This is a genomic window from Burkholderia sp. MSMB1835 (assembly GCF_001526365.1).
Taxonomy (GTDB): Bacteria; Pseudomonadota; Gammaproteobacteria; order Burkholderiales; family Burkholderiaceae; genus Burkholderia.
Genome location: NZ_LOYP01000031.1, coordinates 122,224 through 135,265, shown reverse-complemented (window position 1 = coordinate 135,265; position 13,042 = coordinate 122,224). Strand labels below are relative to the sequence as shown.

General features: G+C 66.4%; 10 protein-coding genes and 7 tRNA genes. 2 read left to right on the top strand and 15 right to left on the bottom strand.

The window, feature by feature from the left end:
- Window positions 1-132: 132 nt before the first annotated feature.
- Window positions 133-546, bottom strand: coding sequence for a gamma-glutamylcyclotransferase family protein (locus tag WS96_RS13925; RefSeq protein WP_059833206.1), 414 nt, complete (start codon window positions 544-546; stop codon window positions 133-135).
- A gap of 269 nt (window positions 547-815) precedes the next feature.
- On the opposite strand from WS96_RS13925, the gene WS96_RS13920 reads away from it, so the two are divergent.
- Window positions 816-1,697, top strand: coding sequence for an AraC family transcriptional regulator (locus WS96_RS13920; protein ID WP_034207693.1), 882 nt, complete (start codon window positions 816-818; stop codon window positions 1,695-1,697).
- A gap of 25 nt (window positions 1,698-1,722) precedes the next feature.
- Here the strand turns inward: WS96_RS13920 and WS96_RS13915 are convergent, their stop codons facing one another.
- From WS96_RS13915 to gltX, 9 genes are all read right to left on the bottom strand, one after another.
- Window positions 1,723-2,187 carry a GNAT family N-acetyltransferase gene (locus WS96_RS13915; protein WP_034207694.1) on the bottom strand — a complete coding sequence of 155 codons (465 nt, stop codon included), beginning with the start codon at window positions 2,185-2,187 and terminating at the stop codon, window positions 1,723-1,725.
- Window positions 2,188-2,536: 349 nt separating this feature from the next.
- A tRNA-Asp gene (locus WS96_RS13910) sits at window positions 2,537-2,613 on the bottom strand.
- A gap of 73 nt (window positions 2,614-2,686) precedes the next feature.
- Window positions 2,687-2,762: transfer RNA gene (locus WS96_RS13905), tRNA-Glu, on the bottom strand.
- Between the two features lie 64 nt (window positions 2,763-2,826).
- Window positions 2,827-2,903: transfer RNA gene (locus WS96_RS13900), tRNA-Asp, on the bottom strand.
- Window positions 2,904-2,983: 80 nt separating this feature from the next.
- Window positions 2,984-3,059, bottom strand: a tRNA-Glu gene (locus WS96_RS13895).
- A 63-nt stretch (window positions 3,060-3,122) separates the two neighbouring features.
- Window positions 3,123-3,199: transfer RNA gene (locus WS96_RS13890), tRNA-Asp, on the bottom strand.
- A gap of 77 nt (window positions 3,200-3,276) precedes the next feature.
- Window positions 3,277-3,352, bottom strand: a tRNA-Glu gene (locus WS96_RS13885).
- A 137-nt stretch (window positions 3,353-3,489) separates the two neighbouring features.
- A tRNA-Ala gene (locus WS96_RS13880) sits at window positions 3,490-3,565 on the bottom strand.
- 127 nt (window positions 3,566-3,692) lie between these two features.
- Window positions 3,693-5,102 (bottom strand): glutamate--tRNA ligase, encoded by a 1,410-nt coding sequence (gene gltX / locus WS96_RS13875; RefSeq protein WP_034207695.1) that lies wholly within the window; start codon window positions 5,100-5,102, stop codon window positions 3,693-3,695.
- A 279-nt stretch (window positions 5,103-5,381) separates the two neighbouring features.
- On the opposite strand from gltX, the gene WS96_RS13870 reads away from it, so the two are divergent.
- Window positions 5,382-6,299: a patatin-like phospholipase family protein gene (locus WS96_RS13870; RefSeq protein WP_034207696.1), complete on the top strand. Its 918-nt coding sequence runs from the start codon at window positions 5,382-5,384 to the stop codon at window positions 6,297-6,299.
- Window positions 6,300-6,450: 151 nt separating this feature from the next.
- On the opposite strand, the gene WS96_RS13865 is transcribed toward WS96_RS13870, so the two are convergent.
- The 5 genes from WS96_RS13865 to WS96_RS13845 form a co-directional block, all read right to left on the bottom strand.
- The gene (locus tag WS96_RS13865) at window positions 6,451-7,125 is read right to left on the bottom strand and encodes a C40 family peptidase (RefSeq protein ID WP_059833204.1); all 675 of its coding nucleotides are present in this window, start codon (window positions 7,123-7,125) and stop codon (window positions 6,451-6,453) included.
- Window positions 7,126-7,253: 128 nt separating this feature from the next.
- Window positions 7,254-8,876 carry an ABC transporter ATP-binding protein gene (locus tag WS96_RS13860; RefSeq protein ID WP_059833202.1) on the bottom strand — a complete coding sequence of 541 codons (1,623 nt, stop codon included), beginning with the start codon at window positions 8,874-8,876 and terminating at the stop codon, window positions 7,254-7,256.
- Window positions 8,873-9,970, bottom strand: coding sequence for an ABC transporter permease (locus WS96_RS13855; RefSeq protein ID WP_059833201.1), 1,098 nt, complete (start codon window positions 9,968-9,970; stop codon window positions 8,873-8,875). The genes WS96_RS13860 and WS96_RS13855 overlap by 4 nt, the downstream gene beginning before the upstream one ends.
- 48 nt (window positions 9,971-10,018) lie before the next feature.
- A complete protein-coding gene (locus WS96_RS13850; protein ID WP_034207700.1) occupies window positions 10,019-11,062 on the bottom strand; it encodes a microcin C ABC transporter permease YejB in 1,044 nt (347 codons plus the stop codon).
- 51 nt (window positions 11,063-11,113) lie between these two features.
- Window positions 11,114-12,988: an extracellular solute-binding protein gene (locus WS96_RS13845; protein ID WP_059833198.1), complete on the bottom strand. Its 1,875-nt coding sequence runs from the start codon at window positions 12,986-12,988 to the stop codon at window positions 11,114-11,116.
- Between the last annotated feature and the right edge of the window lie 54 nt (window positions 12,989-13,042).

Below are 13,042 nucleotides of genomic sequence, written 5' to 3'. Positions count from 1 at the left end.
CTGCTCGGGCCGTCAAGTCCAGACCGTTCCGCTACACCGTTCGATACTTGACTCGGAACCTTAACTGAACGGCATTAGCCCCGCGGGGCGCTTTCTTTTTTACGGCTGTCCCGCCGCCCCCCGCAGGCAAGCTCAGGCGGCTTCCTGCTCGCGCCGGTACTGAACCCAGTCGCCGGACACGATGCGCGGGCGCCCGGCCGCCGCATGCGCGGCAACCGGATAATACAGGCACGCGTACTGCCGACCGCCGAGCTCGACGGTCACCTCTTCCGGTTTGAACAGCGAGTCGACGCCCGGATAGACGCGCTCGATCTCGTCGAGCACCGGGACGAGTTGCTCGTCGACCTCGTAGACGTCGCCCCAGACCAGCGACTTGCCGGCCGGCCCGGCGAGCATGCCCGGGTAGGTGCCGAAATCGTACAGCTCGCCCGGCAGCGCGGCCGCGCCCAGCAGCGTCGGCGCGGCGATTCCGTGGCGGGCGGCCGCCTGGCCGATGTCGTTGGCCTGTCCGGCTCTCAAGGTGCCATAGACGAATACGTGGCGCATCGTGGTTCTCCTCTTCGATTCGTGTGTTGCCGTGTTCGCATGCGATCGGTGTGCGATTGGCGTGCCATTGCGCACGCATCGATAGACCGCGATACCGCCCCGATGGTTCGAACCGCCAGGGGCGCGCGACCGCGGGCGGTCGCCCCGGATTCGCCGGTGCCCACACAAAGTTCATTTGAACCCGGCATGATGGCCCGAAAAACCGCCGCATGCGCTTATGCGGCGCCTTCTAAAATAACGGCATCGCCGCCGCGCTGCCCGAACCGTTCATGAATCCGCCCGCCCAAGCCGACGTATCGAACCCGTACGACGTCATCGACATTCCGCCGGAATTCGCGCCGACGGCCGTCCATCCGATGCGGGTGCGCGCACGACAGGTCGATGCCGGCCGCCGCATTCCGCTGCACACGCATGCATGGGCGCAGCTCGCGTACGCGTCGCGCGGCGTGCTGCGCGTCGCGACGACCGGCACGACCTGGATGGTGCCGCCGTCCCGTGCGATCTGGGTGCCGCCGCACGTGACGCACGAGGTCGTGATCGTCGAAGAAGCCTATTTGCGCACGCTGTATATCGACGAGTCGATCGTGCCGGGCGGGCTCGACGCATGCCGCGTCGTCGAGGTGACGGGGCTGCTGCGCGAGCTGATCGTCGCACTCGATGCGCGCGATCTGAGCGCCGCGCGCGAGCGCCTGCTGTGCGGGCTCGTGCTCGACGAGCTGAGTCACGCCGAACCGTTGCCGCTCGCGGTGCCGATGCCGGACGAGAAACGGTTGCGCCTGCTGTGCGAATCGGTACTCGCGCACCCCGCGCACGCGGAGTCGCTCGAGCACTGGGCGAGCGAGGTCGGCGCGAGCACGCGCACGATATCGCGGCTCTTCAAGCAGGAACTGGGCGTGAGTTTTTCGCAGTGGCGCCAGCAGGCGCTGCTCGCGCGGGCGATCCCGCTGCTGAACCAGGGGCGCCCGCTGTCGCATATCGCGCGTGAGCTCGGCTACCAGAGCCAGAGCGCGTTCTCGGCCATGTTCCGTCGTGCGTTCGGCGAAAGCCCGCGCGCGTTCATGCTGCGCGGCTACGAGCATCGAGGCCCGGACGGCGCCGCCGCGGACAGCGAAACGCCAGACGACGACGGCGCGATCGACACGGCCCGCTGATCGCCCGCTCCGGCACGCCGGACCGTCAGACCGGCCGCACCATGTGGCGGATCGAGCCGAGTTGCGCGAGCCGCGGCCCGGTGACCCGGTAGCCCATGCGCAGGTACAAATGCGCGGCGGGATTGTCGACGAACACGCGCAACTGCAGTTCGTGCAGCCCGCGCGCACGCGCCCAGCGATGCGACATCTCGAGCAGGTAGGTGCCGGCGCCCTGCCCGCGATGGCCGGCCGCGATCTGCACGTCGCGGATATGCAGCGAATCGCCCTCCTCGGTCACGCGCAGCACGCCGATGCGCTCGCCGTCGGCCTCGAGGATGAAGTTCTCGGATTCGCGCCAGCTCGCATAGAACAGATCGCTGCGCCACACGAGCCCATGGCGCTTGTAGTAGCCGCCCATGTTGCCGTGCGTCAACGCTTCGGCATACGGAAAATCGCCGGGCTCCGCGGGCCGGAGCTGATACAGGAGTCGCAGGTCGGTCGGATCGAGCATCGCGCAGGAGTCGGAAACACATCCCCGCCACGATAGCGCAGTCGCATGCGGATGCAATCGCGAATTTCTCGTAGGGTCGCGACATCCGATGCAGCACGCGGCATGGCGGCACGCGCGCTCGGAAGTGCAAACGAAAAAGCCCACACGAGGCGGGCTTTTTCGTTTTCTGGCGGAGCGGACGGGACTCGCCTACCTGCCGCAGGCCGCGCTGCGCTGGCAAGCGCAGCCCTTCGAGTCCCGCCGGAAGCCGCGCAGGCGGCTTCCTCCGCCCCGCAGTCACGTGCCCGCAAGCGGGCACGACGAGCGATACCAATGAAAAAGCCCGCACGAGGCGGGCTTTTTCATTTTCTGGCGGAGCGGACGGGACTCGAACCCGCGACCCCCGGCGTGACAGGCCGGTATTCTAACCGACTGAACTACCGCTCCAGTCTTGCTGCTTGCCTGGCAGGCGTCGGTTACTTCCTGCCGGCGCGTCGTTTGTTCGAACGACACCGAAATCTGGCGTCCCCTAGGGGATTCGAACCCCTGTACTCACCGTGAAAGGGTGATGTCCTAGGCCTCTAGACGAAGGGGACAACGTACTGCGTACATCCTTAACGAGAAAGCCCGTTCAAAAACGCTTTTGAACGGGCTTCGTTCTGGCGGAGCGGACGGGGCTCGAACCCGCGACCCCCGGCGTGACAGGCCGGTATTCTAACCAACTGAACTACCGCTCCAGCTTTTCTGCACCACCGCCCGCAGGATCTCGTCACGTTCCTGCACGCGTTGCGACACTTCTACGAAACGCCGCTGAATCTGGCGTCCCCTAGGGGATTCGAACCCCTGTACTCACCGTGAAAGGGTGATGTCCTAGGCCTCTAGACGAAGGGGACAACGTACTGCTTACATCTTTAATACAAAAGCCCGCTCAAAAACGTCTTGAACGGGCTTCGTTCTGGCGGAGCGGACGGGACTCGAACCCGCGACCCCCGGCGTGACAGGCCGGTATTCTAACCGACTGAACTACCGCTCCAGCTTTCTTACCCAACCCGCAGGACGTCGGTTACGTTCCTGCAAGCCTGCGACACTTCTACGAAACGCCGCTGAATTTGGCGTCCCCTAGGGGATTCGAACCCCTGTACTCACCGTGAAAGGGTGATGTCCTAGGCCTCTAGACGAAGGGGACAAAATCTTTTCAGATTCGTCTGACTTTCGCTATTTACTTTCATTCAACAGCGAAGGCCGAAATTCTAACTGCTTTGAATCATTTTGTGAAGCATTTATTACTACCGCTGCTTCGCAAATCAATCCAGCTTGTTCTGTTGGTGGAGGTAAGCGGGATCGAACCGCTGACCTCTTGCATGCCATGCAAGCGCTCTCCCAGCTGAGCTATACCCCCTTGCAGAACAGAAATGAGATTATATGGACCGATTTCGAACTTGTAAATACCCTTTTTACGATTCGCGCGAAATTTTTTGCGAAGCGGTCCGCTCGCTCATCCGCGGACCACTTCGCGCGCACGAACGTCAGGCCAGCGCGGCCTCGATGCGCGACACCACGACGTCGCGGCCGAACAGCACGAGCACCGCATCGATCGACGGCGTGTGCGTCGTGCCCGCCACCAGCAGACGTACCGGCATCGCGAGCTGCGGCATCTTCAGCTTGTGCGTGGCGAGCGTCGCCTTCAATGCGGCGGACACCGCTTCCTTCGTCCAGTCGGCCGCCTTCAGCGCGGCGACGAGATCGGCCAGCGCCGGCCGCACCGCATCGGTCACGTGCTGCGCGAGCGCATCGGCGTCGGGCGCCGGCACGCGGTAGAACATCGTCGCGCCTTCCGCGATTTCCTTGACCGTCGTCGCACGATCCTTCATCAGGCCGACCACCGCGTCGAGCGCGGGGCCCGTCGCGATCGCCGCGTCGTCGATGCCGAGCGCGTCGAGGAACGGCTTCGCGAGTTCGGCGAGGCGCGCGTTGTCGGCTTCCTTGATGTAATGCGCGTTCAGCCAGCTCAGCTTGCTGTGGTCGTACTGCGCAGGCGACTTGCCGAGATGCTCGAGATCGAACCATTCGACGAACTGCTCGCGCGAGAAGATCTCGGCGTCGCCGTGCGACCAGCCGAGCCGCGCGAGATAGTTGACGACGGCCTCCGGCAGGAAGCCCGCGTCGCGGTACGCCATCACGCTCATCGCGCCGTGCCGCTTGCTCATCTTCTCGCCCTGCTCGTTCAGCACGGTCGGCAGGTGCGCATAGACGGGCGGCTCGCCGCCGAGCGCATTCAGGATGTTGATCTGGCGCGGCGTGTTGTTCACGTGGTCGTCGCCACGGATCACGTGCGTGATGCCCATGTCCATGTCGTCGACCACCACGCAGAAGTTGTAGATCGGCGTGCCGTCCGGGCGCGCGATCACGAGGTCGTCGAGCTCCTCGTTCGAGATCTCGACACGCCCCTTCACCGCGTCGTCCCACACGACCGTGCCCGTCAGCGGATTGCGAAAGCGCAGCACCGGCTTCACGCCGGCCGGCGGCTCCGGCAGCACCTTGCCGGGCTCCGGACGCCACGTGCCGTCGTAGCGCGGCTTCAGGCCGGCTTCGCGCTGGCGTTCGCGCAGCGCGTCGAGCTCCTCGGCCGACATGTAGCACGGGTACGCGAGGCCCTTCTCGAGCATCTGCGCGAGCACTTCGCGATAGCGGTCCATGCGCTGCATCTGGTAGATCGGGCCTTCGTCGAAATCCAGCCCGAGCCACTGCATCCCTTCGAGGATCGCATCGACCGCTTCCTGCGACGAGCGCTCGACGTCGGTATCCTCGATGCGCAGCACGAACGTGCCTTTCATCTTGCGGGCGAACGCCCACGGATAGAGTGCGGAGCGGATGTTGCCGAGGTGGATGAAGCCGGTGGGACTCGGCGCGAAGCGGGTACGGACAGGACGGGTCATAAACGGTAACTCGAACGCCTGGGGCGCATGAATGATTCGACGCGGGACGACGACGGCAGCCCCGACAGCAACGGAGCCGGCGACGCCCGGAACGGGAAAGAAGCCGGAATTATACTCGCGCCGGACATCGCGCCAAGCGCACCGCTTGCTTTATGATGTGCGCGCCGCGGCCGCCAGCCGGCGCGGCGCCGGCCGCCCGGAACCCGCTGCGCGGCCGCTCGCAACCTATCGCCGCCGCGGGCCGTGTAACCCGCCGCCAAGCCGCCGGAGAACCATTCGATGTCGTCCCCTCGCCTGTCGCGCCGCCACTTCACGATCGCGTGCGCGTCCGCCAGCCTCGCCGCCTGCACGTCCTTCGGCGACAAGTCCCGTCCCGGCACGGCCCTGCCGCAGGAGAAGCCCGTCAAGATCGGCATCGCGCTCGGCGGCGGCGCCGCGCGCGGCTTCTCGCACATCGGCGTGCTGAAGGCGCTCGAGGCGCGCGGCATTCCGGTCGAAATCGTCGCCGGGACGAGCGCGGGCTCGGTGGTCGGCGCGCTCTACGCGTCCGGCATGAGCGCGCTGCAGATCAACAAGATCGCGCTCGACATGGACCAGGCATCGATCAGCGACTGGGCGCTGCCGTTTCGCTCGCGCGGCCTGCTGCAAGGCGTCGCGCTGCAGAACTTCCTGAACAAGACGCTCAACAATCGACCGATCGAGAAGATGGCGAAGCCGCTCGGCATCGTCGCGACGGACCTGCAAAGCGGCCAGCCGATCCTGTTCCAGCAAGGCAATACCGGGCTCGCGGTACGCGCGTCGTGCAGCGTGCCGTCGGTGTTCGAGCCGGTGAAGATCGGCAATCGCGAATATGTGGACGGCGGCCTGGTGAGCCCGGTGCCGGCGTCGTTCGCGCGGAAGATGGGGGCGAGCTTCGTGATCGCGGTCGACATTTCGGCCCGACCGGACGGCGCGGCGACCAACAACCCGATCGAGATGCTGCTGCAGACCTTCACGATCATGGGCCAGACGATCAAGACCTACGAGCTCGACAAGTATGCGGACGTCGTGATTCGCCCGAACCTCGCGGCGATGGGCGGCAGCGACTTCAACCAGCGCAACGCGGCGATCCTCGCGGGCGAGGAAGCGGTCGCGCGCATCATGCCGGAACTGCAGCGCAAGCTCGCGGCGGCACGCGGCGTGGCTGCCACCGCGTAAGCCGCAATAGCGGGGGCGCGGCGCACGCCGCTTCCCCGCTGGCCGGCGGAACGACTTGCGCGTCGTCGTCCGCGCCAGTCCCAAAACAAAAAACCCTGCCGCCTTTCGGTGACAGGGTTTTTTATTGTCCGGCCCGACTGCCCGGCAAACGTCAGTTGTTGCCGTTCGCCGAATCGTCGCCGATCGTCGCGCGCACGCGCTGACGCAGATCTTCGGGCTTCATCGGGAATTCCGATTCGATCCGGCGCGCACCGGTGAAACGCTTTTCCCAGTAGCCGCTGTCGAGATCGTCGACGCGAACGGTGCTGCCCGTCGACGGCGAATGCACGAACTTGTTGTCGCCGATGTAGATGCCGACGTGCGAGAACGTGCGGCGCATCGTGTTGAAGAACACGAGATCGCCCGGCTTCAGGTTGCTCATGCTCACCTTCTCGCCGACGCGGCTCATTTCTTCCGCGCGACGCGGCAGCGACATGCCGAGCGTGTCCTGGAACACGTAGCGCACGAAGCCGCTGCAGTCGAGGCCCGAATCCGGCGAGTTGCCGCCCCAGCGATACCGCACGCCGATCATGTTCAGCGCGCCGACCACCACGTCGCCCGCCTTGCCCGCCATGCCGGCAAGGAACGACTTCGCGCCGCCGCTCGACGGCTGTGCGCTGGTCTGCTGGAGGGGGGCACCCGACCCGATCTGAGTCGAATTGGTGACATTCTGGTTAAAACTGCTGACTTCGTCGGCGAACGCGCCGGGAGCTGCTGCGAACAGGGCGCCGATGAATAGCCCGGCGATGGTGCGCGCGCATGCCTGGGTCAGGGATCGATGCTGCATTGGTCGATGGAATGTGCTTAAAAATCAGCTGATTGGCGGAAAATTTCGGTCGATACTAGCCAGCGCGTAATCGTTTGTCAAAACAAATTAATAAATACAATCGAGATGGTCAGACCATTGGACGCCTATCACGCTTTCCAGACCGCTTTCAACAGCTTTTGTGTGTAAGGATGTGACGGTCTGGTGAAGATGTCGGCCACCTCCCCCGACTCGACGACGGCGCCGTCCTGCATCACCGCGACGCGGTGCGCCATCGCGCCGATCACCTCCAGGTCGTGGCTGATGAACACATAGCCGAGGTTGTATTTCTGTTGCAAATTCGCGAGCAGCTTCAGCACCTGCTGCTGGATCGACACGTCGAGCGCCGACGTCGGCTCGTCGAGGATCAGGATGCGCGGCTCCAGCACGAGCGCGCGCGCGATCGCGATCCGCTGGCGCTGGCCGCCCGAGAATTCGTGCGGATAACGGTGCAGCACCGTACGGTCGAGGCCGACTTCGCGCAGCACCGCGAGCGACTTCGCGCGGCGGGCGTCGGGCGTCATGTCCGGGCGATGCAGCGCGAGCCCCTCGCCGACGATCCGCTCGATCGTGTGACGCGGCGAAAGCGAACTGAACGGATCCTGAAAGACCACCTGCATGTTCGAGCGCAGCGCGGTCCGTTCGCGGCCGCGATAGGCCGACAGCGCGCGCCCCTGGAATTCGATCTCGCCGCCGGCCGTCTTCTGCAGCCCCAGCAGCGCCATCGCGAGCGTCGATTTCCCCGATCCCGATTCGCCGACGATGCCGAGCGTTTCGCCCTGCCGCACCGACACCGACACGTCCGCGACGGCCGTCACCGGCACCGTGCCGAACCAGCCCGCGAAACCCGGCCGCTTGCGCGCGAACCGTACGCTCACGTGGCGCGCGTCGAGCACGACGGGCGCGATCGGCATCACCGGCGTGACCGCGCGTTGCGGCCGGCTGTTCAGCAACCGCTGCGTATACGGATGCTCGGGCGCCGCGAAGATCCGCTCGACGGGCCCGCTCTCGACGAGCCGGCCGCGCTCCATCACCGCGACGCGCTGCGCGAAGTGCCGCACGAGATTAAGGTCGTGCGTGATCAGCAGGATCGACATCCCGCGTTTTTCCGCTTCGTCGCGCTGCAGCTCCAGCAGCAGGTCGACGATCTGCGCGCGGATCGTCACGTCGAGCGCGGTGGTCGGCTCGTCGGCCAGCAGCAGGCGCGGCCGGCACGCGAGCGCCATCGCGATCATCGCGCGCTGCCGCTGGCCGCCCGACAACTGATGCGGATAGCTGTCGACGCGCTTCTCGGGTTCCGCGATGCCGGTGCGCGCGAGCAACGCGATCGCGCGCTTGCGCGCTTCCACCGCCGATACGCCGTCGTGCAGCACGATCGTCTCGCCGATCTGCACGCCGATCGTATACAGCGGGTTGAGCGCCGTCATCGGCTCCTGGAAGATCATCGCGATGTCCGAGCCGCGCAGCCCGCGCATCTCGCGCTCGCTCTTGCTTGCCAGATCCTGCCCCGCGAAGCGGATCGCACCGCCGACTTCGGCGTCGCGCAGCAACCGCAGGATCGACAACGCGGTCACGCTCTTGCCGGAGCCCGACTCGCCGACGAGCGCGACCCGCTCGCCGCGCCCGATCGCGAGCGTCACGTCGTCGACGGCCACCGTGTCGCCGAAGCGCACGTGCAGGTGCTCGAGCGACAGCAGCGGCTCGCCCGCCTTCGATACGGCCGCGTCGCTCATCGCTGGCCTCCCGCGGCGCGCATCGAGTCGGCGATGCGCGTGTCGAGCGCGTTGCGCAGCGCATCGCCCATGAAGGTCAGCAGCAACAGCGTCGCGACCAGCACGCCGAACGTCGACAGCGAAATCCACCACGCGTCGAGGTTGCCCTTGCCCTGCGCGAGCAGCTCGCCGAGGCTCGGCGTCGGCGGCGGCACGCCGAGCCCGAGGAAGTCGAGGCTCGTCAGCGCGAGGATCGAGCCGCTCATCCGGAACGGCAGGAACGTGATCACCGGCGTGAGACTGTTCGGCAGCACGTGGCGCCAGATGATCTGCCCGTTCGTGAGCCCCATCGCCCGCGCCGCGCGCACGTAGTCCTGCGTGCGGTTGCGCAGGAATTCCGCGCGCACGTAGTCGGCGAGGCCGATCCAGCCGAACAGCGACAGCAGCACGATCAGCAACAGGAAGCTCGGCTCGAAGATCGACGCGAAGATGATCAGCAGGTACAGCTCGGGCAGCGAGCTCCAGATCTCGATCAGCCGCTGCCCGACGATGTCGATGCGCCCGCCGAAGAAGCCCTGCACGGCGCCCGCGGCGATGCCGAGCAGCGTGCCGATCGCGGTCAGGATCAGCCCGAATTCGACCGACACGCGGAACCCGTACACGAGCCGCGCGAGCAGGTCGCGGCCCTGCGCATCGGTGCCGAGCCAGTTCTCGCGCGACGGCGGCGCCGGGTTCGGCACGGTCGAGAAGTAGTTCAGCGTGTCGTAGGAGTAGCGGTTCGGCGGGTACACGACGAAGTTGCCGGGCGCCTCGAGCCGCTTGCGTACATACGGATCGAGATAGTCGGCCGGCGTCGGGAAATCGCCGCCGAAGGTCGTCTCCGGGTACGCATGGAACATCGGGAAATAGGTCCGCCCGTCGTAGCGCACGACGAGCGGCTTGTCGTTCGACCACAGCGGCGCCGCGAGGCTCGCGGCAAAGGCCACGACGAAGATCACGAAGCTCCAGTAGCCGAGGCGCTGCTGCCTGAAGCGCTGCCACACGCGGCGGGCGGGCGACGGCGACACGCGCGCCCGCGCGGCGTCGATGCGGGAAGAGGCGACGGCCCGGTTCATCGCGCACCTCGCCCGCCGGCGCCGGGCATGCGAATGGCTCGTTTCATGTCAGCGCTCCAGGTTGTCGAATTGAATGCGCGGATCGACCCACACATAGCAAAGATCGGAGACCAGCTTGGTCGCGAGCCCGATCAGCGTGAACAGGTACAGCGTGCCGAGCACGACCGGGTAGTCGCGCCGCACGACCGACTCGTACGACAGCAGCCCGAGGCCGTCGAGCGAGAACAGCGTCTCGATCAGCAGGCTGCCCGTGAAGAACGCACCGATGAACGCGGCCGGGAAGCCGACGATCAGCGGCAACATCGCATTGCGGAACACGTGCTTCCACAGCACGCTGCGCTCGGAGAGCCCCTTCGCGCGCGCGGTCAGCACGTATTGCCGGCGGATCTGGTCGAGAAACGCGTTCTTCGTGAGCATCGTGACGACCGCGAAGCTGCCGACGACCGACGCGGTGATCGGCAGCGCGATGTGCCACAGGTAGTCGAGCACCTTGCCGACGAGCGACAGCTGCGCGAAGTTGTCCGACGTGAGGCCGCGCAGCGGAAAGAGCTGCCAGAACGAGCCGCCGCCGAACAGCACGAGCAGCAGCACACCGAGCACGAAGCCCGGGATCGCATAGCCGACGAGCACGACGAGGCTCGTCGCGACGTCGAACGGCGAACCGTTGCGCACCGCCTTCGCGATGCCGAGCGGCACCGAGATCAGGTACGTGAGGAAGAACGTCCACAGCCCGATGCTGATCGACACGGGCAGCTTCTGCACGACCAGCGACCACACGCTCTGGTGGCGAAAATAGCTGTCGCCGAGATCGAAGCGTGCGAAGCGCTTCAGCATCAGCCAGTAGCGTTCGAGCGGCGGCTTGTCGAAACCGTACAGCGCCTTGAGCTGCGCGAGCTGCTGCGCGTCGACGCCGGTGTGCGCGCGCATCCCGAACGGCGTCGCGCCCTGCTCCGTCGCGCCCTTGCGCAACTCCTGCACGGCCTGCTCGACCGGGCCGCCCGGCACGAACTGGATCACCGCGAACGTGAGCGTCAGCACGCCGACGAGCGTCGGGATCATCAGCAGCAGGCGTTTGAGGATGTAGCTCCACATAGGGCGTCGACTCGTGATCGGATGGCGGGTTGGACGGAGGGCCGGCGCGGGTCAGTGATCGGGCTTCGCCCACCAGGTCGACACGACCCAGCCCTCGGCCGAATAGTACAGCGGCAGCGTCTGCGGATAGGCCAGCGTGCGCTTGTACGCGATGCGGTGCGTCGTGCTGTACCACTGCGGGACCGCGTAGTAGCCGTGCATCAGCACGCGGTCGAGCGCGTGCGTCGCGTCGAGCAGTTCCTCGCGCGTCTGCGCGGTGCCGAGCGCATGCAGCAACGCGTCGACGGCCGGCGATTTCAGCCCGATGAAGTTGTCGGAGCCCGGCTCGTCGGCGAACTTGCTCGCGTAACGCGAGTATTGCTCGGCGCCCGGCACCTGCACGCCCGGCAGGCGGATCGTCGTCATGTCGTAGTCGAACGCATCGAGGCGCTTTTGCAGCAGCGCGTAATCGGCCGTGCGAAAGCGCACGTCGATGCCGAGCTTCGCGAGGTTGCGCCGGTAGGCGGTCACGACGCCTTCCATCGCGCCGCCCGCATCGTCCAGGATCTCGAACGCGAACGGCTCGCCCTTCGCATTGCGCAGCGCGCCGTCGCGGTAGGTCCAGCCGGCTTGCTCGAGCAGTGCGCGCGCCTTCAGCAGGTTCGCGCGCAGCGAACCGGGCGGATTCGTGTCCGGCTGCGCGACCATCGGGCCGAACACGGCCGGATCGAGCTGCGCGCGCAGCGGCTCCAGCAGCTTCAGCTCGCCCTCGCCCGGCGTACCGGTCGCCTGCAGGTCGGTATCGGCGAAATAGCTGTCGAGGCGCGTGTATGCGCTGTAGAACAACTGGCGGTTCAGCCACTCGAAGTCGAACGCGAGATCGAGCGCCTGGCGCACGCGCACGTCGCGGAACAGCGGCCGGCGCAGGTTCATGAAGAAGCCCTGCATGCCGGCGCCGTTATGTTGACGGAATTCGCGCTTGACGAGCTCGCCGCTGTCGAAGCGCTTGCCGACGTCGCGCCGCGTCCAGTTGCGCGCGATGTACTCGACGAGCACGTCGTATTCGCCGGCCTTGAACGCCTCGAGCCGCGCGACGCCGTCGCCGTACAGCTTGTAGACGATCCGCTCGAAGTTGTTGGTGCCGATCCGTACCGGCAGATCGGCGCCCCAGTACGCGGGATTGCGCCGGTAGGTGATCGTGCGGCCGTTGTCGTAGCGCTCGATCAGGTACGGGCCGCTGCCGATCGGCTGCTCGAACGCGAGCTGGTCGAACGGGACGCGCGAGCCGTCCGCGCGCAATCCCCACTTGCGCGAGAACACGGGCACGCCGCCGGCGATCAGCGGCAACTCGCGATTCGCGCTGCGGAACTCGAACCGAACGGTCGCCGGATCGACGACCACGGCTTTCGCGATCTCCGCGAAATATGCGCCGAACTGCGGTGCGGCCTGCTTGCTCTTCAGCGTGTCGAACGAAAACTTCACGTCGTCGGCCGTGACGCGATCGCCGTTCGAGAAGCGCGCGCGCGGATTCAGGTGGAACGTGACCGAGCGGCGGTCCGGCGCGACGTCGATGTCGTCCGCCAGCAGCCCGTATGCGGACGCCGGTTCGTCGGAGCTGCCGGTCGCGAGGCTCTCGAACAGCATGTCGATGCCGGGCGCGGAGTTGCCGCGCATCGTGAACGGATTGAACTTGTCGAACGACGTCATCCGGCTCGGGTTCGCGAGCACGAGCGTGCCGCCCTTCGGCGCGTCGGGGTTCACGTAGTCGAAATGCCTGAAGCCCGGCGGATACTTCGGCTCGCCGTACTGCGCAATCGCGTAGGCCGCGTGCGCGGACGGCGTGGCGAGCGCGGCGTGCAGCGCCAGCACCGCGGCCATGCGGCCGGCGGCCCGCAGCGCGCCGACGCAGGCGCGCGCGGCGGCGGTCCGGGGCGAACCCTTCGTCATAGAGGCCCTGTCGTCGAATGAGGGTAGTAACGTGGAGCGATTCTACCCATTCAA

Bases quoted from the DNA above. Each gene is read 5' to 3' on its own strand.
- WS96_RS13925 (WP_059833206.1), bottom strand. From the start codon at position 546: ATGCGCCACGTATTCGTCTATGGCACCTTGAGAGCCGGACAGGCCAAC.
- WS96_RS13920 (WP_034207693.1), top strand. From the start codon at position 816: ATGAATCCGCCCGCCCAAGCCGACGTATCGAACCCGTACGACGTCATC.
- WS96_RS13915 (WP_034207694.1), bottom strand. From the start codon at position 2,187: ATGCTCGATCCGACCGACCTGCGACTCCTGTATCAGCTCCGGCCCGCG.
- gltX (WP_034207695.1), bottom strand. From the start codon at position 5,102: ATGACCCGTCCTGTCCGTACCCGCTTCGCGCCGAGTCCCACCGGCTTC.
- WS96_RS13870 (WP_034207696.1), top strand. From the start codon at position 5,382: ATGTCGTCCCCTCGCCTGTCGCGCCGCCACTTCACGATCGCGTGCGCG.
- WS96_RS13865 (WP_059833204.1), bottom strand. From the start codon at position 7,125: ATGCAGCATCGATCCCTGACCCAGGCATGCGCGCGCACCATCGCCGGG.
- WS96_RS13860 (WP_059833202.1), bottom strand. From the start codon at position 8,876: ATGAGCGACGCGGCCGTATCGAAGGCGGGCGAGCCGCTGCTGTCGCTC.
- WS96_RS13855 (WP_059833201.1), bottom strand. From the start codon at position 9,970: ATGAACCGGGCCGTCGCCTCTTCCCGCATCGACGCCGCGCGGGCGCGC.
- WS96_RS13850 (WP_034207700.1), bottom strand. From the start codon at position 11,062: ATGTGGAGCTACATCCTCAAACGCCTGCTGCTGATGATCCCGACGCTC.
- WS96_RS13845 (WP_059833198.1), bottom strand. From the start codon at position 12,988: ATGACGAAGGGTTCGCCCCGGACCGCCGCCGCGCGCGCCTGCGTCGGC.